23 protein-coding genes are annotated in these 23,494 nt (G+C 64.9%); 12 read left to right on the top strand and 11 right to left on the bottom strand.

From position 1 onward, the window contains the following. Position 1: 1 nt before the first annotated feature. Positions 2–619 carry a TetR/AcrR family transcriptional regulator gene (locus NH8B_RS10360; protein WP_014087240.1) on the bottom strand — a complete coding sequence of 206 codons (618 nt, stop codon included), beginning with the start codon at positions 617–619 and terminating at the stop codon, positions 2–4. Positions 620–713: 94 nt separating this feature from the next. On the opposite strand from NH8B_RS10360, the gene NH8B_RS10355 reads away from it, so the two are divergent. The 3 genes from NH8B_RS10355 to NH8B_RS10345 all read left to right on the top strand — a co-directional run bounded on the left by NH8B_RS10355 (position 714) and on the right by NH8B_RS10345 (position 3,342). Continuing rightward, positions 714–2,204 (top strand): efflux transporter outer membrane subunit, encoded by a 1,491-nt coding sequence (locus tag NH8B_RS10355; RefSeq protein WP_014087239.1) that lies wholly within the window; start codon positions 714–716, stop codon positions 2,202–2,204. 251 nt (positions 2,205–2,455) lie between these two features. Beyond that, a complete protein-coding gene (locus NH8B_RS10350; RefSeq protein WP_014087238.1) occupies positions 2,456–2,770 on the top strand; it encodes a hypothetical protein in 315 nt (104 codons plus the stop codon). Positions 2,771–2,787: 17 nt separating this feature from the next. Beyond that, entirely contained in the window at positions 2,788–3,342 is a 555-nt protein-coding gene (locus NH8B_RS10345) for a PaaI family thioesterase (protein WP_014087237.1), read from the top strand. 219 nt (positions 3,343–3,561) lie between these two features. Here the strand turns inward: NH8B_RS10345 and NH8B_RS10340 are convergent, their stop codons facing one another. The 10 genes from NH8B_RS10340 to NH8B_RS10295 form a co-directional block, all read right to left on the bottom strand. Further along, positions 3,562–3,909 carry a hypothetical protein gene (locus NH8B_RS10340; protein ID WP_014087236.1) on the bottom strand — a complete coding sequence of 116 codons (348 nt, stop codon included), beginning with the start codon at positions 3,907–3,909 and terminating at the stop codon, positions 3,562–3,564. Positions 3,910–4,282: 373 nt separating this feature from the next. Continuing rightward, a complete protein-coding gene (astD, locus tag NH8B_RS10335; protein WP_014087235.1) occupies positions 4,283–5,746 on the bottom strand; it encodes a succinylglutamate-semialdehyde dehydrogenase in 1,464 nt (487 codons plus the stop codon). 57 nt (positions 5,747–5,803) lie between these two features. Further along, complete coding sequence (astA, locus tag NH8B_RS10330) at positions 5,804–6,844, bottom strand: arginine N-succinyltransferase (RefSeq protein WP_014087234.1); 1,041 nt, start codon at positions 6,842–6,844, stop codon at positions 5,804–5,806. Beyond that, complete coding sequence (locus NH8B_RS10325; protein WP_041702919.1) at positions 6,841–7,884, bottom strand: arginine N-succinyltransferase; 1,044 nt, start codon at positions 7,882–7,884, stop codon at positions 6,841–6,843. The genes astA and NH8B_RS10325 overlap by 4 nt, the downstream gene beginning before the upstream one ends. A gap of 116 nt (positions 7,885–8,000) precedes the next feature. Then, positions 8,001–9,242: an aspartate aminotransferase family protein gene (locus NH8B_RS10320; RefSeq protein WP_014087232.1), complete on the bottom strand. Its 1,242-nt coding sequence runs from the start codon at positions 9,240–9,242 to the stop codon at positions 8,001–8,003. Between the two features lie 123 nt (positions 9,243–9,365). Next, a complete protein-coding gene (locus NH8B_RS10315) occupies positions 9,366–10,337 on the bottom strand; it encodes a GlxA family transcriptional regulator (protein WP_014087231.1) in 972 nt (323 codons plus the stop codon). A gap of 31 nt (positions 10,338–10,368) precedes the next feature. Next, entirely contained in the window at positions 10,369–11,136 is a 768-nt protein-coding gene (locus tag NH8B_RS10310) for an ABC transporter ATP-binding protein (RefSeq protein ID WP_014087230.1), read from the bottom strand. A 24-nt stretch (positions 11,137–11,160) separates the two neighbouring features. Then, entirely contained in the window at positions 11,161–11,874 is a 714-nt protein-coding gene (locus NH8B_RS10305) for an ABC transporter permease (protein WP_014087229.1), read from the bottom strand. Next, the gene (locus tag NH8B_RS10300; protein WP_008954217.1) at positions 11,871–12,560 is read right to left on the bottom strand and encodes an ABC transporter permease; all 690 of its coding nucleotides are present in this window, start codon (positions 12,558–12,560) and stop codon (positions 11,871–11,873) included. Before NH8B_RS10300 ends, NH8B_RS10305 begins: the two co-directional genes overlap by 4 nt. Positions 12,561–12,735: 175 nt before the next feature. After that, entirely contained in the window at positions 12,736–13,506 is a 771-nt protein-coding gene (locus tag NH8B_RS10295) for an ABC transporter substrate-binding protein (RefSeq protein ID WP_014087228.1), read from the bottom strand. A 434-nt stretch (positions 13,507–13,940) separates the two neighbouring features. On the opposite strand from NH8B_RS10295, the gene NH8B_RS10290 reads away from it, so the two are divergent. The 9 genes from NH8B_RS10290 (at position 13,941) to NH8B_RS10250 (ending at position 23,480) form a co-directional block, all read left to right on the top strand. Next, entirely contained in the window at positions 13,941–15,194 is a 1,254-nt protein-coding gene (locus NH8B_RS10290) for an Hsp70 family protein (RefSeq protein WP_014087227.1), read from the top strand. Positions 15,195–15,434: 240 nt separating this feature from the next. Then, positions 15,435–16,946, top strand: coding sequence for a DUF4118 domain-containing protein (locus tag NH8B_RS10285; RefSeq protein WP_014087226.1), 1,512 nt, complete (start codon positions 15,435–15,437; stop codon positions 16,944–16,946). Continuing rightward, positions 16,933–17,622: a two-component system response regulator KdpE gene (kdpE, locus tag NH8B_RS10280; protein WP_014087225.1), complete on the top strand. Its 690-nt coding sequence runs from the start codon at positions 16,933–16,935 to the stop codon at positions 17,620–17,622. The genes NH8B_RS10285 and kdpE overlap by 14 nt, the downstream gene beginning before the upstream one ends. A 16-nt stretch (positions 17,623–17,638) precedes the next feature. Further along, on the top strand, positions 17,639–19,516 hold the full coding sequence (locus NH8B_RS10275) for a potassium transporter Kup (RefSeq protein WP_014087224.1): 1,878 nt from the start codon (positions 17,639–17,641) through the stop codon (positions 19,514–19,516). A 146-nt stretch (positions 19,517–19,662) separates the two neighbouring features. Continuing rightward, positions 19,663–20,034: an ArsR/SmtB family transcription factor gene (locus NH8B_RS10270; protein WP_014087223.1), complete on the top strand. Its 372-nt coding sequence runs from the start codon at positions 19,663–19,665 to the stop codon at positions 20,032–20,034. 5 nt (positions 20,035–20,039) lie between these two features. Beyond that, complete coding sequence (locus NH8B_RS10265) at positions 20,040–20,519, top strand: arsenate reductase ArsC (RefSeq protein WP_014087222.1); 480 nt, start codon at positions 20,040–20,042, stop codon at positions 20,517–20,519. A 13-nt stretch (positions 20,520–20,532) separates the two neighbouring features. Further along, positions 20,533–20,895, top strand: coding sequence for an arsenite efflux transporter metallochaperone ArsD (gene arsD / locus NH8B_RS10260; protein ID WP_014087221.1), 363 nt, complete (start codon positions 20,533–20,535; stop codon positions 20,893–20,895). Positions 20,896–20,915: 20 nt separating this feature from the next. After that, the gene (arsA, locus tag NH8B_RS10255) at positions 20,916–22,670 is read left to right on the top strand and encodes an arsenical pump-driving ATPase (RefSeq protein ID WP_041702917.1); all 1,755 of its coding nucleotides are present in this window, start codon (positions 20,916–20,918) and stop codon (positions 22,668–22,670) included. Positions 22,671–22,757: 87 nt separating this feature from the next. Then, positions 22,758–23,480 (top strand): MIP/aquaporin family protein, encoded by a 723-nt coding sequence (locus NH8B_RS10250; protein WP_014087219.1) that lies wholly within the window; start codon positions 22,758–22,760, stop codon positions 23,478–23,480. The last annotated feature ends 14 nt before the right edge of the window (positions 23,481–23,494 follow it).

The following is a 23,494-nucleotide window of genomic DNA, read 5'->3' as shown; positions in this document are numbered from 1 at the left end:
CCTAAGGCGCCAGGCTACGCAGCACCAGGTTCGAAAGCCGTGTAGGCGCGTCCTCGACGAGGTCGAGGTTGTGCTGGAGCAGGAGCGGATTCGCGAAGGGCAGCATGACGAGATAGATCGCATGCACCGTTTCGTCCAGCGGTGTCTTGCGTTCGAACTCGCCGCTCTCCCGCCCTTCGCGGACGATCTCCGTCAGGATCTGCTGGATGCGCTCGCAGTAGGCGCGGGCAGACGGCCAGCCTTCGCCGGCGGAGTATGCGGCGATGTCGTACAGCTTGCGGTCGTTGAAGAACAGGCTCACGCCGGTTGCCACCAAGGCCTTGAACATCCTGCGGAATTTTTCCGTCGGCGTGGATGCGCCAGCCACTGCCTCTTCGACCGCCACGACGATGGCACTCAAGGTCTTGGAACAGATGGCCTCGCCGATGGCCTGCTTGGAGTCGAAGAACTTGTAGATATAGGCCTTGGAAAAGCCGATTGCCTTGGCCAGGTCGGAGACCGTGGTCTTCTCGTAGCCGTAGTGGCTGAAGTGCTCTCCGGCCGCCTCCACGATCTGTTCTCGAACGCTATGGTCGACGGGGCCACGCGTCTGTGGGGCGGAAGACTCGATTTCATTCATGGGGAAAACAATACCTCGTATGCTAAAGCTTGACAACTAGTGACCAATTTAGACTATAGTCACTCAAACAGTTCAACTCCCCCGAAGGACTCTCATGCTCGCCCATCCCCGTTCACTCGCCCTTCTTCTGAGCGTCGGCGTCTTGACGGGCTGCGCCGTCGGCCCCGACTACAGACGGCCCGAGATCGCTCTGTCGCCCACCTTCATCGGACAGGAAGGCGTCGATCACCGGCAGGTTCAGCACAAGGCAGACCTCACGATCTGGTGGGCCGCCTTCGACGATCCGCTGCTGACGCACTTCGTCGCGCTGGCCCTCGACCAGAACCTGGACATCGCGCAAGCGGCGGCACGTGTCGCCCAGTCGCGTGCGTCGTTGCGCTACGCCGATGCGGCGCTGCTTCCGGCGGCCAACGTGAGTATAACCGCAGCGCGAGGCTACCAGTCGGTCGAGACCCCGCTGGGGCAGGTGCTCAACGCCACGCCCGGCTTCGATCGCAGCGGCAGCTCCTACGAGGCCAACCTCGGCGCGAGTTGGGAGGTCGACATGTTCGGCGGTCTGCGGCGAGGGCGGGAGGCGGCACACGCGGCGTACGAGGCATCCGAAGCCGGTGCGGTGGCGACACGGCTGGCCGTGGCCGCGCAGACGGCGGATGTGTACGTCACGATCCGGGGCTTGCAGGCGCGCATCGCGATCGCCCGACAGCAAGTGGAAACCCGCCGTCAGTTGTTCGCCATGGTCAGGCTCCAGTACGGGAAGGGGGTCGCCGCCGAGCTCCAGATGAACCAGGCCGAGGGTTCGCTCACCCAGGCCGAGGCGCAGATTCCCGTCCTGGAAGCCGGCCTCGATTCGGCGATGAACGCGCTGGACGTGCTGCTCGGAGCTCAGCCAGGAACCTATCGCACGGAACTGGCTCCGGTGGCGCCGGTCCCGGTCGTTCCGGGTCTGGCCGAGACCGGCACCCCGGCCGAGATGATTCGGCGCAGGCCGGACCTCATCGCCGCCGAGCGGCGCCTGGCTGCGGCCAATGCGCGCATCGGGGTGGCGGTCTCGGAGTACTACCCCAAGTTCTCGCTTGCCGCCCTGCTGGGCAGCGCCACCGCGATAGCGAGCGGCAACCTCTTCACCGGGGCCGCCAGCCAGGCCCAGGGCGTTCTCGGACTGCGCTGGCGCCTGTTCGACTTCGGCCGCGTCGACGCGCAGATCGCTGCCGCGCGTGGCCAGGAGGCCGAAGCCCTGGCGGCCTACCGGCTGGCCGTGTTGCGGGCGACCGAGGATGTCGAGAACGCCATCGAAGCCCTCGTCAAACGCGAGGCCCAGGTCGGCATCCTGACGCGGGGCGAATCCTCGCTCGTCCGTGCGCGCGAGAACTCGCTTGCCGCCTACAAGGGCGGCGTCGTCAGCCTGATCGAGGTGCTCGATGCCGATGGCAAGCTGCTGGAGGCGCGCGACGCGAAGGCACAGGCAGAAACGGAGGCGGCGCGCGCCGCCATTGCCTCCTTCCGGGCTTTGGGGGGCGGATGGGATGCGCAGCATGCAAGCAGCAACCGCCTCTCCAGCAACCTTTCCACCAACGACCGCAGGTAAGCAAGATGACCATAACAGGGAATCCATAGGTGCTCATCATGGGTGCATCGAGCCGTGGCGCATTGGTTTGGGGACCGGGCTGGCGCTGGGTACGGACAATTTCGGACGACTGTTTAACAGGAGATGTTCTATGGCAAACGGTTAGTGGTGTTTTTCTCGCTTTATGTGGATACACACGCATTTCCGGCCGAGCGGTGCCCGGCGCCAACGGTACCGCCCGTCTACTGCCTCACCCGAACAGGAGACTCATCATGAAATCGCTTTTGGCATTGTCCAGCATCGCCCTCGTCATTTCCGCCCACACCGCGCTGGCCGATCCCGGCCGCCCGCTGGATCCTCACGAGCAGGCGCGGCAGTCGATACTGAACGTGACGCAGCATTCGGCAGCCATCCCCAACACGACGGTAACCGAGGCGCCAGCGCCGACGGATCCGCATGAACTCGCGCGTCAGCGAATCGTCCCGTCGCCCGTGACCAGCGTCGCGTCTCGACCCGCACTCGAGGCGGGATCGCCGCCGAAAATCGACCCGCACGAACGCGCGCGTCGCTCGATTCTGGGAAGCTAGGGTGAGGAGTCGACCCCATGACAGCGCCAACCGACGCGATGAATCCCGAAGAAACGCTTGCCCGCTGGCGGGCCGAGGAGGCGGCCGTGCGCGCCCGCATCCAGACGGCTCCCGGCGTGGCCTCCCCTGCCCAGCTCGCCGGGCGCAGCGGATTGCAGATATTCCAGGCGCTCCTCGCCGGGGAGATTCCGCCCCCGCCGATGGCTGCGACGCTCGATTTCATCCTGCTTCGCATCGAGCCCGGATTGGCGGTATTCCAGGGAGAGCCAGGCTTCAGCTACTACAACCCGATGGGCACCGTGCACGGCGGCTGGTTTGCAACCATGCTCGACACCGCCATGGGATGCGCCGTGCATTCCACGCTGCCGGCGGGCAAGGCCTACACAACCCTGGAACTGAAGCTCAACCTCGTCCGCTCACTCACCGATGCGGTGCCGCTGGTGCGCGCGGAAGGCCGGTTGGTCCACGGCGGCCGCCAGGTGGCGACCGCGGAAGGCCGGCTGGTCGGACCGGACGGCAAGCTCTACGCCCACGCGAGCACTACTTGCCTGGTCTTTGACCAGGCTTCATAGAAGATCGGCACGAAAGGCTCCGGTCCGGCTCGTGCCTCGCTCATCGCGGTGCATCAGGGTTCCCGGCTTGCGCATCGGGCAATGCGGATGTCACCTTTACAGCAGGAAGGAGCCGGCCGTCAGCCGGAAGCATGAATGTCTCTTGAGGGGCGATCTGCATCGGTGGCAATCAAGTGTGCCATTGGATGCACCGCCCCCGCCGACTACGGCATGAGACCATCAGTGCATGAAGGTCAGATAACCCCACAGCACCACGATGTTGGCCATCAGGGCAAAGCCGACCGAAAAGCTGATGCCGGAAAACAGCGCCCAGGCGCGGAAGACCTCGTACCAGTCCGGCACCACCTCCGCCAGCCCCTTGGCCAGGTGATGGCTGGCCAACAGCAGCGCGCACAGGATCGCCCACTTGATCAGATAGCCCGGCAGGTATTTGCGTTGCTGGCGGTTGAAGCGATAGTTCTGTTCGCGCAGCATGTGGTCGCCCTGCGAGACGTCACGGAACAGCCAGTAGGGAATGAAGTAGAGATACAGCAGGTGGAGTAATCCGGGTTCCGTCGTGTTGGGCATGACAGTCCCTCCCCCTTGTCGAAAAACAGCGGCACGCCGCCTTGAACCCCGGCCTGCATGTCCCTGCGGCCGCCCTCATCCACTATAGACACTGCCAGCGCGCGCCATGGGACGACCCGTACGCAGGATGGCGCGGCTCCAAAAAAAACAGCCCGGTTTGCACCGGACTGCCAACACTGACGACTTCCACAGACAAAATCGGGAGCTCCTCCGGAAAGCGAGCGGGCCATGGCAGGCCGAGCCGCCTCGCAGGCGCAGGATGGGTGGAGCAATGTGGAACCCCTCATCCGCTATTGATGGGTTCCGGCAGGTGTGCCTTTGCCCAGCCTGCGAGCACTCAAGATGCCAAGGCGCAGCCGCCTGATCGAGAGGCTTACAACGACATCCCCGGCGCGAGCTGGCTCGGCAGCGCCAGCGCCGGCGCTTCCACCGAGGCCATCGGGTAGGCGCAGTAGTCGGCGGCGTAGTAGGCCCCCGGGCGATGGTTGCCGGAGTTGCCGACACCGCCGAACGGCGCGGCGGACGAGGCGCCGTTGGTCGGCTTGTTCCAGTTCACCACGCCGGCGCGGATGTCCTGGCTGAAGCGTTCCCACAGCGCGGCATCGTCGGCCAGCAGCGCCGCCGACAGGCCGTATTCGGTGTCGTTGGCGATCTCCAGCGCCAGATCGAAGTCGCGGTAGCGGATGATCTGCGTGAGCGGGCCGAAGTATTCCTCGTCCGGCAGCTCGGTCACGGCGGTGACGTCGAGGATGGCCGGGGTGACGAAGGCTTTGCCCTCTTCCAGCTGGCGCATTTCCAGGATCGGCTTGGCGCCCAGCGCGATCAGGCGTTGCTGCGCGGCGAGCATGCCCTGCGCGGCCTTGAGCGATACCATCGCCCCCATGAACGGCTGCGGCTCGGCGTCGAAGGCGCCGATGGTGAGCTTGCCGGCTACCTCGGCCAGGCGCGCCACGAAGCGGTCGCCAAATTCGCCGTGCGGCACCAGCATGCGGCGCGCGCAGGTGCAGCGCTGCCCGGCGGAGAGGAAGGCGGACTGGATGGCGTGGTGCACGGCGGCGTCGAGGTCGGCGCACTCGGCCACCAGCAGCGGGTTGTTGCCGCCCATCTCCAGCGCCAGCATGAAGCCGGGACGGCCGGCGAACTGGCGGTGCAGCGCCACGCCGGTGGCGGAGCTGCCGGTGAACAACAGGCCGTCGAGGTCGGTGTGCTGGGCCAGCGCAATGCCGGTGTCGCGCTCGCCCTGCAGCAGGTTGATCACGCCGGCCGGCACGCCGGCTTTTTCCCATAATTTGACGGTCAGCTCGGCCACCAGCGGGGTCAGCTCGGACGGCTTGAACAGCACGGTGTTGCCGGCGATCAGCGCCGGCACGATGTGGCCGTTCGGCAGGTGGCCGGGGAAGTTGTACGGACCGTACACCGCCACCACACCATGCGGGCGATGGCGCAGCACGGAGCTGTCGCCAGCGAGGTCGGCGCGGTGTTCGCCGGTACGCTCGTTGTAGGAACGGATCGAGATCTCGATCTTGCCGATCATCGCCGCCACTTCCTGGCGCGATTCCCACAGCGGCTTGCCGGTTTCCAGGCCAATGGTGCGGGCCAGCTCTTCCTTGTGCTCGCCCAGCACCTCGGCGAAGCGGCGTACCAAGGCCAGGCGATCGGCCAGCGCGGTGCGGCGCCAGCCGGCGAAGGCGCGGCGCGCGGCGATGAAGGCGGCGTCGATGTCGTCCGTTGCCGCGGCGCGGCCTTCCCATACCGGCAGGCCGGTGGCCGGGTTGAGCGAAACGAAGACCGGGCCGTGGCCGGCGGCCCAGCTACCGTCGATGAACAGTTGGCTCATGTCATGTCTTTCCATGTGGTGCGCCGGCAGCGGCGTGCTGCCGGCGGCGATCGGTTATCAGCTAGCTGTCTTGGCAGCGGGATAGAGCGTCATGGCGCGTACGGTGTCGCCGCTCTTCACGTGCAGGGCCTGGGCGTGCTCGGCGCTCAGGGCGATGACACCGTCCGTAGGGTTGGCCGAAGCCAGGATCACGCGGAAATCGGCCAGTTCGCCGTTGGCCACCAGGTAGCGCTGCTCGCCGGCGGCGGCGCGTTCGGCCACGATCTCGACGCGGTACAGCTGGCTGTCACGCATCACGCGCAGGCTGTCGACGCGGGCTTCCAGCACCGGGCCACCCTCGAAGATGTCGACGTGGTGCTCCAGGCGCAGGCCTTCGGCCTCCAGCAGGCGCCGCGCCGGCTCGGTATCCTTGTGCACCTTGCCGATGCAGGCCTGCGCCTCGGGCGGCAGGAAGTCGATGTACACCGGGTAGCGCGGCATCAGTTCGGCGAGGAAGGACTTCTTGCCGAGCGCCACCAGGTGGTCGGCTTCGTGGAAGTCGATGCGGTAGAAGTGCGTGCCGAGCGCCTTCCAGAACGGCGATTCGCCGTTCTCGTCGAAGTGGCCGCGCATTTCGGCGCAGATGTGTTCGGCGAAGCGTTCCGGGAACTGCGCCAGGAACATGAAGCGCGCCTTGGACAGCAACGCGCCGTTGCCGTTGACGCGGAAATCCGGGTCGAGGAACAGCGTGCACAGCTCGGAATAGCCGGTCAGGCCGTGCGACATGTGCAGCTTGTCCATTTTGGTCCACAGCCCCAGTTCGCGGCTGGCGTGCACGAAACTGTCCATGCGGTAGGTGTAGAACGGCTGGTCGAGGCCGACCGCGACTTCGAGGCCGCACACGCCCACTGCCTGGCCGCTGTCGCTGTCTTCCAGCACGAACAGATAGCCCTGCTCCGCCAGCGGCGCGGTGCCGTCGACGGTGCGCTGCACGCGGTCGAGGCGCGACGCCTGCACGGCGTGGTCGGGCTTCAGCGTGGTCATGCCGGGGCCGGCCTTGTGCGCCAGTTCCACCAGGGCGTCGACATCGTCCGGTCGGCACAGTCTCATCACGATCATGGGCGGGCTCCTTCAACGTGCAGCGGCGCGCAACGCACTTCGTCGCCGTCGGCGATCTCCAGCACGTCGGCCACTTCTTGCGGCAGGACGATCTCGCTCTCCAGCCGCGCCGGCAGCTCGGCGACGGTGCAGCGGAAATCGCCGGTTTGGGTATTGCTCACCAGGTAAGGCACGGTCGGGCCACTCACCTCGCCGCGCAGCGCGCTGTGCACCCGGCTGTGGCGCACCGACTGGCACACCTCCAGCGGCGCGGTCAGCACCGGGCCGGCGTCGAACAGGTCGACGAACTTGTCCGGCTCCAGGCCTTCGGCCAGGTGGCAGCGGTAGTTGAGGCGCGCGCCGACGTGCGGCTCGCCCATCACGCGTTGCGCCTCTTCCGACAGCAGCGGCACGTAGAGCGGGTCGACCTGCATCATTTCGGCGATGAAGGTGCGGCTGCGCCCGCCGGAGGCCAGTTCCATCTGGGTGAAGTCGCGGCGGAAGAACTTGTAGCCGACGCCGTCCCAGAACGGCGAGCGGCCCTCTTCGTCGGCCACGCCGGGCAGCACCGAGAAGATCTCGTTGCTGAAACGTTCGCGGTGTTCGGCGATGAACAGCATGCGCGAGCGCGACAGCAGCTGCGGCGCCAGCAGCGCGTTGCCGAGCGCGGCTTCGTCGAAGTAGAAGCCGGTGAGCCGGGTGCGGCCGGTCAGCTCGTGCGACATCATCAGTGCGTGCACGCGGTGGTTCACCTTGAGCTCGCGCGAGGCGTGCACCAGCACTTCGTTACGGAAGGCGTAGAACGGCTCGGAAAACCCGGCCATCGCCATGATGCCGGCGGTGCCGTAGAGCCGGCCGCTGGCGGAGTCTTCCAGCACGAACAGGTAGCTCTCTTCGCCGGGGCACTCGACCTCGCTGCGCAGCGAATTGAGCGAGTCGTTCACGCGCTGTTGCAGGCGCTGGCGGTCGGGCGGCAGCGAGTGCAGCACCGGCCCGCCCGATCGCGCCATGCGCTCGATCTGGTCCAGATCGGAAAGCTTGCTCGGTCGAACAAACAGCATGTCAGTCCCTTCCAATGGTTTCTGTTCGTAGGATGGGTGGAGCAACGCGAACCCCATCGGTCGATGCTGATGGGTTCCGGCATATTTGCCTTCACCCATCCTACGAGTTGTGGCGCTTAAGCCGGCTGGGCCTCTTTGGCTACCTTTGCCTTCTCCATGATCTCGGCAGTCACGGCTTCCAGGCGCTTGAGGCCTTCTTCCAGATCGGCCTCCGGGATCACCAGCGACGGTGCGATGCGCACGATGTTGGGGCCGGCTACCAAGAGTACCAGGCCGTGGCGTGCCGCTGCGGTGAGGAAGTCCTTGGCCTTGCCGGCGAGTTCGTCGACCAGTTCGGCGCCGACCAGCAGGCCCATGCCGCGTACATCCTTGAATGCATGATGCTTGGCGCCGATGCGCTTGAGGCCGTCCACCAGCAGCTGATGGCGGCGCTTGACGCCGTCCAGTACCTCCTGGGTATTGATGATCTCGATCACCTTGTCGGCCACGGTGCAGGCCAGCGGGTTGCCGCCGTAGGTGGAGCCGTGGGTGCCGACCACGAACGAGGCGGCAATCTTGCTGGTGGTCAGCATGGCGCCGATCGGCATGCCGTTGCCCAGTGCCTTTGCGCTGGTCAGGATGTCCGGCGTCACGCCGTAGGCCTGGTAGGCGAACAGCGAACCGGAGCGGCCGACGCCGATCTGCACTTCGTCGAAGATCAGCAGCGCGTTGTGCTTGTCGCACAGTTCGCGCAGCTTCTTCAGGTATTCCGGGGTGGCCGGCAGCACGCCGCCCTCGCCTTGCACCGGCTCGACGATCACGGCGCAGGTACCGTCGTTGATCGCGGCTTCGGCGGCGGCCAGGTTGTTGAATTCGATGTGGTTCAGGTTGCCCGGCAGCGGCGCGAAGCCTTCGGTGTACTTGGGCTGGCCGCCGACCGACACGGTGAACAGGGTGCGGCCGTGGAAGGCCTGCTTGCACGACACGATGCCGGTCTTGTCGCCGTCGAAGTGGTCGAAGGCGTAACGGCGCGCCAGTTTCAGCGCGGCTTCGTTGGCCTCGGCGCCGGAGTTGCTGAAGAACACCTTCTCGGCGAAGGTGGATTCGGTCAGGCGGCGCGCCAGGCGCAGCGCCGGCTCGTTGGTGAAGGTATTGGAGAGGTGCCACAGGCGGTCGACCTGCTCGTGCAGCACGGCGGTGAGTTCCGGGTGCAGGTGGCCGAGGCTGGTCACGGCGATGCCGCTGGCGAAGTCGATGTATTCGTTACCGCCCTGGTCCCACAGGCGAGAGCCCTTGCCGGATACCGGAATGAAGGCGGCCGGGGCGTAGTTGGGAACCATGACTTCATCGAAGGTGTGGCGGTTGACTTGAGCGGTCATTCTGTTCTCCTTGGCAGGCGTTGAGATGGGATTCATTCTAATGACGCTTTTTTTATTTACCTTCCAGAAAAACGACAGGTCCATTCCGGTTTCCACCAGCCCGGGACGCCGTGCCCGGGCGGCTCATTCGGCATCGGCCGGTTTCGACTCGTTGGCGAAGCGTTCTTCGCGCGGGGCGATGCCGAAATGGGAACGATACACGGTGGAAAAGTGCGGGCCGGACGAGAAGCCGCACAACAGGCCGATCTGTACCACCGACTTGCCGGTGTTGCGCAGCATGGCGCGCGCCCGCTCCAGGCGCAGTTGCAGGTAGTAGCGCGACGGCGGCACGTCGAGGTGCTGCTTGAACATCCGCTCGAGCTGGCGGCGCGATTGCCCGGTGAACTGGGCGATCTCGTCGGTGGTGAGCGGCTCTTCGATATTGGCTTCCATCAGCATCACCGCCTCGGTGAGCTTGGGCTGGCGCTCGCCGACACGCGCCAGCAGCGGCACGCGCTGCTTCTCCTCGCTGCCGCGTACGCGTTCGGCGCACAGCGCCGCGGCGACGGATTCCACCAGTTCGGCGCCATGATCGCGCCCGATCAGCGCCAGGGCGCCATCCAGCACGGCCAGCGCGCCGCCGCAGCTGAAGCGGTCGCGATCGAGTTCGAACACGCGCTGGCTCGCCACTACCTTGGGAAAGCGGTCGGCGAAGCGCGGGTAGTCCTGCCAGTGGATGGTGGCGCGGTAACCGTCCAGCACGCCGGCGCTGGCCAGCCACCAGGCGCCGGCGTGCACGCCGCCCAACAGCGCCAGGCGCGGCGCCAGGCGCGCCAGCTCGCTGGTGAAGAGGCCCGAGTCGGCGAACGAGGCGACGCCCTCGCTCAGCACGAATAGCTGCTCGAACGGCGCCGCCTCGCGCAGCGCGCCCGCCACCGGGAACGCCATGCCGCCGGAGAGCGGCAACGGCTCGCCGTCCCAGGTGTAAAAACTGAGCTGGTAGAGCTTCTTGCCGGACAGGCGGTTGGCCTGGGCAAACGGCTCGTTCAGGCAGCCGATGCCGAACATCGAACAGGGCGGCAGCAGCAGCACCGCCAACTGGCGTGGCGTATCCATCAGCAGGCTTGCCGCAACAGGGACGCCGCGGTCATTTCAGGCTGCCGGCGAGGAACTGCTGGAGGCGCTCGCTCTTGGGCTGGTTGAGCACCTCGCGCGGGTGCCCTTCCTCCTCCACCCGGCCCTGGTGCAGGAAGATCACGTGGTTGGACACCTCGCGCGCGAAGCCCATCTCGTGCGTCACCACCAGCATGGTGCGGCCTTCTTCGGCCAACGTCTGCATCACCTTCAGCACCTCGCCCACCAGCTCCGGGTCAAGCGCCGAGGTCGGCTCGTCGAACAGCATCACCTCCGGCTCCATCGCCAGCGCGCGCGCGATCGCCACGCGCTGCTGCTGCCCGCCCGACATGTGCGACGGGTACTTGCCCTCGACGCTCTCCGGCAGGCCGACCTTGGCCAGGTACTTGCGCGCGCGCGCCTCGGCCTCGGCGCGGCTCACCCCGAGCACGTGCATCGGCGCCTCGATGATGTTCTCCAGCACCGTCATGTGGCCCCACAGGTTGAAGTGCTGGAACACCATGGCGAGCCGGGTGCGCATCTGCTGCAGCTGCCTGGCGTCGCTCACGCGCAGCGCCCCGGTCTTGTCCGGCGCGGTGCGGATCGCCTCGCCGTTGAGCGTGATGGCGCCGGCGCAGGGCTGCTCGAGGAAGTTGATGCAGCGCAGGAAGGTGCTCTTGCCCGAACCCGAGGAGCCGATGATGCTGATCACGTCGCCGGCCTTGGCCTTGAGCGACACGCCCTTGAGCACTTCGTGGTTGCCGTACTTCTTGTGCAGGTCGTCCACGGTCAGTTTGTACATTTCAATCTCTCCCAATACGGCGAATCAATGCGCCTGCGGCTTGAGGAAGGCGAGCCAGCGCTGCTCGCCGCGGCGGAACAGCCAGACCAGCGCGAACACGATCACGGCGTACAGCGCGCCGGCGATGCCGAAGGCTTCGAACGAGGCGTAGGTGGCGGAGTTGACGTCGCGCGCCACCTTGAGGATGTCCGGCACCGTGGCGGTGAACGCCAGCGTGGTGGAATGCAGCATCAGGATCACCTCGTTGCTGTAGTACGGCAGCGCGCGGCGCAGCGCCGAGGGCAGGATGACGCGGCGGTACAGCGTGAAGCTCGACATGCCGTAGGCGCGCGCCGCCTCGATCTCGCCGTACGGCGTGGCGCGGATCGCGCCGGCGAAGATTTCCACGGTGTAGGCGCAGGTGTTGAGCGCGAACGCCAGCAGCGTGCAGTTGATGCCCTCGCGGAAGAAGGCGTCCAAGAGCGGCTGGGCGCGCACCGACTCGATGCTGTAGATGCCGGTGTAGAACACCAGCAGCTGGATGTAGAGCGGCGTGCCGCGGAACACGTAGGTGTAGAACCACACCGGGCCGCGGATCAGCGGATTGGGCGACACGCGCGCCACCGCCAGCGGCACCGCCAGCACGAAGCCGATGCCGATCGACGCCACCAGCAGCCACAGGGTCATGGCGACGCCGGTGATGTGGTAGCCGTCGCTCCACAAATAGGCCTGCCAGTATTGCTGCAAAATCTCGTTCATAGCTCAGCCTTTCTGACGCCGACCGAATAACGGCGCTCCAACCACAACAACACCCCGTTCGACAGCGTGGTGATGGCGAGGTAGATCAGCCCGCCCACGATGCTGAAGAAAAACAGCTGCATCGAACTCTTGCCGGCGTCCTGGGTCGCCTTGACGATGTCGGCCAGGCCGATGATGGACACCAGGGCGGTGGCCTTGATCATCACCTGCCAGTTGTTGCCGATGCCCGGCAGTGCGAAGCGCATCATCTGCGGAAACAGCACACGGCGGAATACCAGCCACGGCTTCATGCCGTAGGCGGTGGCGGCCTCGAGCTGGCCGCGCGGCACGGCCTGGAAGGCGCCGCGGAAGGTTTCGGTGAAATAGGCGCCGTAGATGAAGCCCAGCGTCACCACCCCGGCGAGGAAGGGGTCGATGTCGATCTGCTCGATGCCGGCCCAGTCGGTGAGCTGGTTGAGCAGGATTTGCAGGCTGTAGAACAGCAGCAGCATGATCACCAGGTCGGGCACGCTGCGGATCAGTGTGGTGTAGGCGGTGGCGAGGTATCGCAACGGTCGGTGGCTGGACAGCTTGGCCGAGGCGCCCACCAGTCCGATCAGGACGGAGAGCAGCATCGACACCAGTGCCAGCTTGATGGTCTGCAGCGTTCCCTCAAAAATCAGCGGGCCAAAGCCTTGCAGAAACATGGCATTCTCCTTCGGAAGCACCGGCGGCGCATCGGCAAGCGGGTGTACCCCGCGGCGGCCCCGCCTCGGCTTCACAATCACAAAGACGCACGCCGGAGACACCGTAACCACGGGTGTCTCCGGAGCATGCACGTCCCAGTCCCGCCCGTTGTGGGCAGGACTGAATCAGTACCGATCAGTTGTAGATGTCGAAGGAGAAGTACTTCTTGGCGAGGCGGTCGAAGGTACCGTCCTTGTGAATGGCGGCGAGTGCCTGGTTGATCTGCTGGCGCAGGTCGGCGTCGTCCTTGCGCAGGCCGATCGCGGTGCCGGTGCCCAGCGTTTTCGGGTCTTTCAGCTCGGGGCCGGCAAAGGCGAAGTCACGGCCCTGCGGGGTCTTGAGGAAGCCGATGTCGGCCTGCACCGCGTCCTGGAGGGCGGCATCGAGGCGGCCCGAGCCCAGGTCAGCCAGCACCAGGCTCTGGTTCTGGTACGGCACCACGTTCACACCCTTGGGCTCCCAGTAGGCCTTGGCGTAGGTTTCCTGGGTGGTGCCCTGCTCGACGCCGATGCGCTTGCTCTTCAACGATTCGGCGGTGGGCAGCAGGTTGCTGCCCTTCTTGGCGACCATGCGCACCGGGGCGTTGAACATCTTGTCGGAGAAGGCGATCTGCTCGGCGCGCTTCTCGGTGACCGACAGCGACGACAGGATGCCGTCGAACTTCTTGGCCTTGAGCGCCGGGATCATGCCGTCGAAGTCGTTCTCGACCCACACGCATTTGGCTTTCAGTTTCTCGCAGATGGCATTGCCCAGATCGACGTCGAAACCGACCAGCTTGCCGTCGGCAGCTTTCGATTCGAACGGGGCGTAGCTGGCATCAACGCCGAAGCGGATGACTTTCCAGTCTTTGGCAAAAGCGCCGACGGACGCCAGCGACAGCATCAGGCATGCAGCTAGTTTCTTCATGTTTTCTCCTCGGCCAATCTTGGCTCTTATTTCGCGGCAACCGTGGTGGCGGGCACGCCGCAAGCATGTGGGGTAAAGGTGGGTTTCGCGGTCGAGGTTCGGGGTGGCATCGCCTCTCGCCTGCCCCGAACCTCGACCGCGCGACGATCATTTCAGTAAATCGGCGCGCCAGCAATCGCCCTCGCGGCGCTGTCGCGCTCGCCGCTGCGCCGCACAAAATCAGGTGAAATCGGCAATATATCGTTTTGAAACAACAACATGAGTCATGGTTATATGACGACGACCAGGGGCGAAGGCCGACGCGCCGCTTCCCGCATCTGTACGTGACTGTCGCGATTACGAAATCGGTCCGGCAACAGAATGTGGACAAGCGGGATGGCCCACTTTCCGCTATACTCGCGCGCCTTCCAGAAGCAAAGCGGAGTAAGAGCAGCATGACGACCAACGCCTGCGGCGTGGATTTTGGCACGTCCAATTCGACCGTCGGGTGGCACCGCCCCGGCCAACCCAGCCTACTGGCACTGGAAGACGGCAAGGCGACCTTGCCGTCGGTGGTGTTTTTCAACGCCGACGAAGACTCGGTGGCCGTGGGCCGCGCCGCGCTCGGCGAGTACCTCGAAGGGTACGAGGGGCGGCTGATGCGTTCGCTCAAGAGCATCCTCGGCACGGGCCTGATGAACGGCCAGACCGAGGTGCAGGGCCGCGTGCTGCGCTTCCTCGATTTGCTGGCGATGTTCATCGACGGCCTCAAGACGCGCGCCGAGCGCCAGGCCGGGCGCCACTTCCGCCAGGCGGTGTTCGGCCGTCCGGTGTTCTTCGTCGACGACGACCCCAAGGCCGACAAGTTGGCCGAAGACACGCTGGGCGAGATTGCGCGCCGCGCCGGCTTCAGCGATATCGAATTCCAGTTCGAGCCGATCGCGGCCGCCTTCGACTACGAGAGCCGTGTCGAGCGCGAGGAACTGGTGCTGGTGGTCGACATCGGCGGCGGCACCTCCGACTTCACGCTGATCCGCGTCTCGCCGGAGCGCGCCGGCAAGCTCGACCGGCGCGACGACATCCTCGCCAACTGCGGCGTGCACATTGGCGGCACCGATTTCGACAAGCAGCTCAGCCTGCATGCGGTGATGCCGCTGTTGGGCCTGAAGAGCCGGCTCAAAAGCGGCGCCGAAATGCCATCCAGCTACTACTTCAACCTCGCCACCTGGCACACCATCAACTTCGCCTACACGCGTCAGGCCCTGGCCAGCCTGAAGGACGTGTACAACGAGGCGCTGGAAAGCGACAAGCTCGACCGGCTGTTCGCGCTGGTCAATAAGCGCGCCGGGCACTGGCTGGCGATCCAGGTGGAAGCGGCCAAGATCGGGCTGTCTTCGGCCGAGCTGGTCACGCTGCCGCTCGGCGAAATCGAAGCCGGCCTGCAGCACGACATCACGCGCGCCCAGTTCGACCAGTCCATCGCCCAGCAGATCGACACCATCGAGAGCACCGTGCGCCGCCTGCTGGTGGACGCCAACGTTAAGGCCGACGATGTCGATACCGTGTTTTTCACCGGTGGCGCCAGCGGTGTACCACTGCTGCGCCAACGCATCGCCGCCGTGCTGCCGACGGCACGCGCGGTGGAAGGCGATCTTTACGGCAGCATCGGCTGCGGCCTGGCCCTGGACGCGGCACGGCGTTTTGCCTGAACGGGCGAGTCGGGGGTTCGACCCATCTATTAACCCGGTCCCTGAATTCACTCGCCTGAGGGCACCCTTGCTAGTGAAATTAGGCCGAACGAGGACAGCTTAATTACGGGCCGGGTTAGTAACATGTTCGTCGCGCGGGGTGCTGTTTACATGCTGTTTACAAAAAGCGCATCACTCTCTACAACTTTTTTGCAGGCTCCGCTCTATCTTTAACATCATCCAGATATCAGCGAGAGCATCATGTTCACCGGGCAATGGTTTTCAAAGTTGCGCGTCTCACCCGCAGCGCGTTATGGCTTGGTGGTGCTGTGCTGTTTGCTGATTACCGGGCTGACCGTCCCGTTTCGTGACACGCTGGAGTTGGCCAATGCCGTCATGCTGTTTCTGCTGGTGGTCTTCCTGGTGGCTCTTCGGCTCGGGCGTGGTCCAGCCATCTTCGCCGCCTTCCTGGGGGTGGCACTGTTCGATTTCTTCTTGGTGCCCCCTCACTACACTTTCGCTGTCCATGACGGCATGTACCTCATCACCTTTGCCGTGATGCTGGCGGTCGGATTGCTGACCACTCAACTGACCACCAGCCTTCAGGATGAAACGGAGCAGGTCCGGCAGCACGAACGCGAGACGCGAGAACTCTACGATCTGGCGCGCACCCTCACCGGCGCGGCGACGCTGGACCAAGTCGAGGCTGCCGTTGCCACCTATGCCGATTGCCAGCACTGCGCTGCGCGCTGTTTCTGGCTGACTGATGCCGGCCAACTGGACGTCCGCCACTCGGCCGTGCTGGAAAGCCATTTGCTGCAAATGGCGATCACGCGGCAGGAACCGGTGCTGGGTGACGCCGAGGCAGGCTTGCCACCGATTTACCTGCCGTTGAAGGCTCCCATGGGAATGCGGGGTGTCTTGGCTGTGTATCCTGACCCCTCCATCAGCGACTTGCCGCAGTTAAAGGAGCGGTTCGTCACGCCGGCCTCACTGTTGGCCATCGCCGTCGAGCGTTTGCACTACGTCGATGTGGCACGACAGACCGAAATCCAGATCAATGCGGAAAAGCTGCGCAGCTCCATTCTGTCCGCGCTGTCGCACGACCTTCGTACCCCGCTCACCGGATTGGTGGGGATGGCGGAAGACCTCGCCGGGCGTGAGTTGCCGGCGGCCGAGCATGAAACCGCGCGTCTGATCCGCGATCAAGCCGAGGCCATGCACAAGCTGATGACCAACTTGCTGGACATGGCAAAGTTGCAGGCCGGCAAGGTGCGCCTGCACCTTGAATGGCAGTTGTACGAGGATGTGATCAGCACCAGCCTGCAGCTGTTGAAGCCGGTGCTGGATGTACACCCGCTGGAGTTGCGGATTGAGCCTGGCTTGCCGCTGGTGCAGTTCGACGCTGTCCTGATCGAACGGGTGCTGTGCAACCTGCTGGAGAATGCCGCCAAGTATTCACCTGCGGGAAGCCCGATCCGCATCCGCGCCTACATCGACAACGGTTTTGCCTGCCTGGCGGTGAGCGATCAGGGGCTCGGTATCGATCCGGCTCATATCCAACGCCTGTTCGACTTGTTCGAACGCGGCGAGACCGAATCCAGCACGCCGGGCGTTGGACTGGGACTGGGCATTTCGAAGGCAATTGCCGAGGCCCATGGCGGCAGCATCACACTGTCCAGTTCGACGGGAGGCGGTACCACGGCACAGCTCCGCCTGCCCTTGGGCAACCCGCCCATCGTTGTGACGGAGGATGACCATGACCGCGTCTGAAGCTTGCATCCTGCTCATCGAAGATGAACCCCATATCCGCCGTTTTGTCCGCAGCACACTGGAAGGCCAGCAATGGACGGTTTACGAGGCTGACAGTGGCCACCGGGGTCTGGTGGAAGCCGGCAGCCGGCAGCCCGACCTACTGATCCTCGACTTGGGATTGCCGGACATGGATGGGGTGGAAGTGATCAAGGAGTTCCGCCACTGGTCTCAAGCACCGATATTGGTGTTGTCTGCTCGCAGTGACGAGGCGGACAAGATCGAGGCGCTGGACGCCGGTGCCGATGATTACCTCACCAAGCCGTTTGGTGTCGGTGAGCTGGTGGCACGGGTGCGCGCCCTGACCCGGCGCCACGCACGGCAGTTGGAAGCCTCGCCACTGGTCAGCTTTGGCGATGTGACCGTCAACCTGGCGCAGCGCGTAGTGCTGCGCGGCGGCGAGGCCGTCCATCTCACGCCAGTAGAGTACAAGCTGCTATGCACGCTGCTGCGCGATGCCGGGAAAGCGCTGACCCACCGCATGCTGATGCAGGCGGTGTGGGGCCCCGGACATGCCGAGAACAGCCACTACCTTCGTATCTACATGAGCCGCCTGCGCCAGAAGCTGGAGCAGGATCCGGCGCAACCAGCCCATTTCATTACCCTGTCCGGGGTGGGCTACCGCTTCCAGCTCTGACCCTTGGTAACATTGCATGAGTACTACTCAACCCTCCGGCCAGTTGGCCGCATTGACCCTGGCTGCCTTGGGCGTGGTGTACGGTGACATCGGCACCAGCCCGCTCTATACCATCCGGGAAATCTTCGCCAACCCGCATTACCCTGTGCCGATAACACCCGACAACATTTTGGGCATGCTCTCGCTGGTGCTCTGGTCTTTGGTTATCGTGGTGGCGCTCAAGTACGTCACCGTCATCATGCGTGCCGACAACAAGGGAGAAGGCGGCATCATGGCGCTGATGGCGCTGGTGATGCATCACGCCAAGAACCGGCAGCAGATGGCGTTCCTCATGGTGCTGGGCCTGTTTGGTGCCGCACTGTTCTATGGTGACAGCGTGATCACACCGGCGATCTCGGTGCTGTCCGCCATCGAAGGCCTGGAAGTCGCCGCCCCGGCCCTCAAACCCTACATCGTGCCGTTGTCCTTGTTGGTGCTGATTGCGCTGTTCATCATGCAGAAACACGGCACAGGACGAATGGGATCGCTGTTCGGGCCCATCATCGTCGTCTGGTTTGTCATGCTGGCCTTGCTTGGCCTCGTTTCGATCTTCCAAACGCCGCTGGTGCTGAGGGCGCTCAATCCATGGCAAGCGCTGGGCTTCTTTCTGAAGCAGCCACTGCTTGGCTTCCTGTCGCTTGGCGCCTCGGTGCTCGCCATTACCGGTGGCGAGGCGCTGTACGCGGATATGGGGCACTTTGGACGGCGGCCCATCCAGCTGGCATGGTTCGGCCTGGTGCTGCCATCGCTGGTGCTGAATTACTTCGGCCAAGGTGCGCTGCTGCTGCGCGAGCCACAGGCCATCGCCAACCCTTTCTATCTGCTGGCGCCGGATTGGGCGTTGATTCCCATGGTGGTACTCGCCACGCTGGCGACGGTGATCGCTTCGCAAGCGGTGATCTCGGGGGCGTATTCCCTTACCCGTCAAGCCATTCAGCTGGGCTACGTGCCGCGCATGGACGTGCAGCACACATCGAGCAAGGAGATTGGCCAGATTTACCTGCCCGCCATCAACTGGACTCTGTTGGCCGCCGTGGCGCTGCTCGTTATCGGATTCGGCTCGTCGGGCAAGCTCGCCTCCGCTTACGGCATTGCCGTCACCGGCACCATGGTGATCACGACAATTTTGACTTTCATCGTGGCAAGGCAGCGGTGGCACTGGCATCCGCTCAAATGCAACCTGATCCTGGGTGGGTTCCTGTTGGTGGACATCGTCTACTTCAGTGCCAACAGCCTGAAGGTGTTCGATGGCGGCTGGTTCCCACTGACCATGGGCCTGATGGTATTTATCGTGATGACGACGTGGAAGCGAGGGCGCCAACTGGTGCACGACAAGCTGGCCGCAGACGGCATGCCGTTGGAGCAATTTGTCGAATTGATGGCGCCTGCCGTTCCGCGGGTGCAAGGCACCGCTGTCTTCATGTCTTCTGATCTGCAAAGCACCCCGCATGCCTTGCTGCACAGCATGAAGCACTACAAAAGCCTGCACGAACGCGTGGTCATCCTGACCGCCGAGACAGCGGATATTCCCTACATCCCTATGCATGAACGTGTCACTGTCGAAGCCATGGGCCAGCAGTTCTACCGAGTCAAGGTGGTATTCGGTTTCATGGACGAGGCAGACATCCCCGCGGCGCTGGCGCAATGCGAGCGGCAGGGCCTGAGATTTGACATGATGGACACGTCGTTCTTCCTTGGCCGGGAAACCTTGATTCCCAAAGTGGGGGCCGGGGTAATGGGCATCTGGCGGGAGAAACTATTCCTGGCCATGTTCCGCAATGCTAGCGCCGCTTCCGCCTATTTCAAGCTGCCTACCAACAGGGTGGTGGAATTGGGCTCGCAGTTGGCTCTCTGAAGAGGGTTGTTGCAGGGATGGCTTCGGTATTTGAAGAGTAAACGGACAGCCATTTTAGCCGTCTCGGTCGTCCGCCTTGGCCGGGTTCTATTGACGAGCTCAGACCAAGGTAGACAATATTTCAATAATTCTTGTAGTATTGATTTATGGAAAAGCACACCGCCACCAAGCTCTTCGAATCGCTCTCCTCCGGGATCCGGCTCGACATCTACCGCCTGCTGGTCAAGTGCGGTCGGGACGGCATGGTTGCCGGCCAGATCGCGGCCACGCTCGATCTGCCGCCCAACAACGTGTCTTTCCACCTGAAAGGCATGAACCATGCCGGGCTGGTCACAGTGGAGCAGGAAGGCCGCTTCCAGCGTTACCGAGCCAACCTGCCCCAGATGCTCGAATTGATCGCTTACCTGACGGAAGAGTGCTGCGCCGGCCACCCGGAGCACTGCCTCGTCCCGCCGGCCGAATCATGCTGCCCGGAGGCGGCGCGTTCCCCGATCCCCACTTCGTCGTCCGAAAGTTGAACCGAATGAATGTCCTGTTCCTGTGTACCGGTAACTCCTGCCGCTCGATCCTGGGCGAGGCCACCTTCAACCACCTGGCGCCGGAAGGCTGGCGCGCGATGAGTGCCGGCAGCCGGCCGACCGGCCAGGTCCACCCCCGTTCGCTCGCCCTGCTGGCGCGCGAAGGCATCTCGACCGAGGGCTATTACAGCAAGTCGTGGGATAACCTGCCGGCTACCCCGGACATCGTGATCACCGTCTGCGCCAGCGCCGCCGGCGAAACCTGCCCGGCCTACCTCGGTCCGGTGCTGCGTACCCACTGGGGCGTGGAAGATCCTGCTCACGCAACCGGTACCGACGAGGAAATCGACGCGGCCTTCATGACCGCCTACCGCATTCTGCGTGCCCGTATCGAGGCCTTCCTGGCGCTGCCGCTGGCGACGCTGCAGCAGGACAAGGCCGCGCTGAAGGCCGAGATGGACAAGATCGCCACCCTGACCGCGTAAAGGAGATTCACCCATGGCAACCATTCAGGTATTCGACCCCGCACTGTGCTGCAGCTCCGGCGTCTGTGGCGTGGACGTCGACCAGGCGCTGGTGACGTTTGCCAGCGACGTGGACTGGCTGAAGCAGAACGGCGGCCAGATCGACCGCTTCAACCTGGCGCAGCAACCGCTCGCCTTCGCCGAAAATGCCGCCGTCAAAGCGTTCCTGGAGCGCTCGGGCCAGGAAGGCCTGCCGCTGATCCTGGTGGACGGCGAACTGGCGCTGGCCGGCCGCTACCCGCGCCGCGCCGAGCTGGCGCGCTGGGCCGGCATCAGCCAGCTTGCGGTAGAAACGAAGCCGACCTCCGGCTGTTGTTCCGGCAGCGGTTGCTGCTGAGCCACCAAGAAAGGATGCCCATGCTGTTCCTCGATCATCTTCCGCCGTTTTTGTTCTTCACCGGCAAGGGCGGTGTCGGCAAAACCTCGCTGGCGTGCGCCACCGCCATCCGGCTGGCCGACCAAGGCAAGCGGGTGCTGCTGGTCAGCACCGATCCGGCCTCCAACGTCGGTCAGGTCTTCGGCGTCACCATCGGCAATGTGGTCACGCCGATCGACGCGGTGCCGGGGTTGAATGCACTGGAAATCGACCCTCAGGCCGCCGCTCAGGCCTACCGCGACCGCATCGTTGGCCCGGTGCGCGGCGTCTTGCCGGAGACGGTGGTCAAGGGCATCGAGGAGCAGTTGTCCGGTGCCTGCACCACCGAAATCGCCGCGTTTGACGAGTTCACCGCCCTACTGACCGACACGGCCCTGCAGGCCGGCTACGACCACATCGTGTTCGACACCGCGCCGACCGGACATACCATCCGCCTGCTGCAATTGCCGGGCGCCTGGAGCGGTTTCCTGGAGGAAGGCAAAGGCGATGCCTCCTGCCTCGGTCCGCTGGCCGGGCTGGAAAAGCAGCGCAGCCAGTACCAGGGGGCCGTGGCGGCCTTGTCGGACGCCCGTCGCACCCGCCTGATCCTGGTCGCCCGCGCGCAACGCTCGACCCTGCGCGAGGTGGCGCGCACCCATGAAGAACTGGCGGCCATCGGGCTGACCCAGCACTACCTGGTGGTCAACGGCATCCTGCCGCAATCGGAAACGTCGGGTGACGCGCTGGCGGCCGCCGTCTGGCAGCGCGAACAAGCCGCACTGGCCGAGCTGCCGCCCGTGCTGCGCGACCTCCCCACCGACCACGTGCCGTTGATGCCGTTCAACCTGGTCGGGTTGCCGGCGCTGCGCCGGATGCTGTCGTCGTCGGAAGACTGCGCGGGCGACGCCGTCGAGGCCATTGTCCTTCCCGACGCGCCCGACCTGGCCACGCTGGTCGACGGACTGGCGGGCGACGGACACGGCCTGATCATGCTGATGGGCAAAGGCGGCGTCGGCAAAACCACGCTGGCGGCCGCCGTCGCCGTCGAGCTGGCCCGCCGTGGCTACCCGGTCCATCTGACCACTTCGGACCCGGCCGCCCATCTGGCGGAAACGCTCGAGGGCTCGCTCGCCAACCTGAGCGTCAGCCGCATCGACCCGCACACCGAAACCGAGCGCTATCGCCAGCAGGTGCTGGCCACCAAGGGCAAGGGGCTGGACGAGCAGGGCCGCGCCATGTTGGAAGAAGACCTGCGCTCCCCGTGCACCGAAGAAATCGCCGTGTTCCAGGCGTTCTCGCGCGTGATCCGCGAGGCCGGCCGCAAGTTCGTGGTGATGGATACCGCCCCCACCGGACACACCCTGCTGCTGCTCGACGCCACCGGCGCCTATCACCGCGAGGTGGCGCGCCAGATGGGGGCCAGCGGCATCCACTTCACCACCCCGATGATGCAGTTGCAGGACCCGGCCCAGACCAAGGTGCTGATCGTGACCCTGGCCGAAACCACGCCGGTGCTCGAGGCCGCCAACCTGCAGGCCGACCTGCGTCGTGCCGGCATCGAACCCTGGGCCTGGATCATCAACAACAGCCTGGCCTTGGCCAATCCGACGTCGCCGCTGTTGCGACGACGTGCTGCCAATGAGCTGGCGCAGATCGATGCCGTGGCCACCCGCCATACCCAACGCTGGGCGGTGGTGCCGCTGCAGGCCGAGGAACCGGTCGGCGTCGAGCGGCTGCAAGGGCTGACGCGTCACTGAGCGGCGCGGGGAGACAACACCATCATGACCAATAAAACCTGCAACACCGGGCAGCGTAGACTGCGCCAGCCGGGGGAGAAGTAATCAATGGATTTACCGCGTCGTTTAGTGGCCGAGTGGCTGGGGACGGCCTTGCTGCTGGCCACGGTGGTGGGCTCCGGCATCATGGCCGAGCGCCTGTCGGGCGGGAATGTCGGCGTGGCGCTGCTGGCCAACGCCATCGCCACCGGCGGCGGCCTGGTGGCGCTGATCCTGACCTTCGGCGGCATCTCGGGCGCCCACTTCAACCCGGTCGTCTCCCTGGCGGCGGCGCTGCGCCGCGAGCTGTCCGGCCGCGAGGCCCTGCTCTATGCGCTCGCCCAGCTCATCGGCGCATTTTGCGGTGTGGCGGCCGCGCACGGCATGTTCGGCGAGCCGCTGTTGTTCGCTTCGCAGCACATCCGCACTGGCCCGTCGCAATGGTGGAGCGAGTTCGTCGCCACCTTCGGCCTGCTGGCGGTGATCTTCGGCTGTTCGCGCAGCCGGCCGGATGCGGTGCCCTATGCCGTGGCATCGTACATTGTCGGTGCCTACTGGTTCACCGCGTCCACCTCGTTCGCCAACCCGGCCGTGACGCTGGCGCGTGCCGCCACCAACACCTTCTCCGGCATCCGCCCGCTCGACACGCCGGGCTTCATCGTGGCGCAACTGGCCGGCGCGCTGGCCGCCACCGTGTTCTTCGGCTGGCTGCTGCGCGACAAGTCGCCGCTGGCGCTGGACCTGATGGCCAACGCCGCCGAGGATCGTGCGGCCAGGCCGCTGCACGATTGATCCCTTCCTGCCGG

The organism is Pseudogulbenkiania sp. NH8B (genome assembly GCF_000283535.1).
Classification (GTDB): Bacteria; Pseudomonadota; Gammaproteobacteria; order Burkholderiales; family Chromobacteriaceae; genus Pseudogulbenkiania; species Pseudogulbenkiania ferrooxidans.
The sequence above is the reverse complement of the archived record's forward strand: the minus strand, read 5'-3'. Positions and strand labels throughout refer to the sequence as shown.

Coding starts and splice junctions, on each gene's coding strand:
- NH8B_RS10360 (WP_014087240.1), bottom strand. CDS start 619: ATGAATGAAATCGAGTCTTCCGCCCCACAGACGCGTGGCCCCGTCGAC.
- NH8B_RS10355 (WP_014087239.1), top strand. CDS start 714: ATGCTCGCCCATCCCCGTTCACTCGCCCTTCTTCTGAGCGTCGGCGTC.
- NH8B_RS10350 (WP_014087238.1), top strand. CDS start 2,456: ATGAAATCGCTTTTGGCATTGTCCAGCATCGCCCTCGTCATTTCCGCC.
- NH8B_RS10345 (WP_014087237.1), top strand. CDS start 2,788: ATGACAGCGCCAACCGACGCGATGAATCCCGAAGAAACGCTTGCCCGC.
- NH8B_RS10340 (WP_014087236.1), bottom strand. CDS start 3,909: ATGCCCAACACGACGGAACCCGGATTACTCCACCTGCTGTATCTCTAC.
- astD (WP_014087235.1), bottom strand. CDS start 5,746: ATGAGCCAACTGTTCATCGACGGTAGCTGGGCCGCCGGCCACGGCCCG.
- astA (WP_014087234.1), bottom strand. CDS start 6,844: ATGATCGTGATGAGACTGTGCCGACCGGACGATGTCGACGCCCTGGTG.
- NH8B_RS10325 (WP_041702919.1), bottom strand. CDS start 7,884: ATGCTGTTTGTTCGACCGAGCAAGCTTTCCGATCTGGACCAGATCGAG.
- NH8B_RS10320 (WP_014087232.1), bottom strand. CDS start 9,242: ATGACCGCTCAAGTCAACCGCCACACCTTCGATGAAGTCATGGTTCCC.
- NH8B_RS10315 (WP_014087231.1), bottom strand. CDS start 10,337: ATGGATACGCCACGCCAGTTGGCGGTGCTGCTGCTGCCGCCCTGTTCG.
- NH8B_RS10310 (WP_014087230.1), bottom strand. CDS start 11,136: ATGTACAAACTGACCGTGGACGACCTGCACAAGAAGTACGGCAACCAC.
- NH8B_RS10305 (WP_014087229.1), bottom strand. CDS start 11,874: ATGAACGAGATTTTGCAGCAATACTGGCAGGCCTATTTGTGGAGCGAC.
- NH8B_RS10300 (WP_008954217.1), bottom strand. CDS start 12,560: ATGTTTCTGCAAGGCTTTGGCCCGCTGATTTTTGAGGGAACGCTGCAG.
- NH8B_RS10295 (WP_014087228.1), bottom strand. CDS start 13,506: ATGAAGAAACTAGCTGCATGCCTGATGCTGTCGCTGGCGTCCGTCGGC.
- NH8B_RS10290 (WP_014087227.1), top strand. CDS start 13,941: ATGACGACCAACGCCTGCGGCGTGGATTTTGGCACGTCCAATTCGACC.
- NH8B_RS10285 (WP_014087226.1), top strand. CDS start 15,435: ATGTTCACCGGGCAATGGTTTTCAAAGTTGCGCGTCTCACCCGCAGCG.
- kdpE (WP_014087225.1), top strand. CDS start 16,933: ATGACCGCGTCTGAAGCTTGCATCCTGCTCATCGAAGATGAACCCCAT.
- NH8B_RS10275 (WP_014087224.1), top strand. CDS start 17,639: ATGAGTACTACTCAACCCTCCGGCCAGTTGGCCGCATTGACCCTGGCT.
- NH8B_RS10270 (WP_014087223.1), top strand. CDS start 19,663: ATGGAAAAGCACACCGCCACCAAGCTCTTCGAATCGCTCTCCTCCGGG.
- NH8B_RS10265 (WP_014087222.1), top strand. CDS start 20,040: ATGAATGTCCTGTTCCTGTGTACCGGTAACTCCTGCCGCTCGATCCTG.
- arsD (WP_014087221.1), top strand. CDS start 20,533: ATGGCAACCATTCAGGTATTCGACCCCGCACTGTGCTGCAGCTCCGGC.
- arsA (WP_041702917.1), top strand. CDS start 20,916: ATGCTGTTCCTCGATCATCTTCCGCCGTTTTTGTTCTTCACCGGCAAG.
- NH8B_RS10250 (WP_014087219.1), top strand. CDS start 22,758: ATGGATTTACCGCGTCGTTTAGTGGCCGAGTGGCTGGGGACGGCCTTG.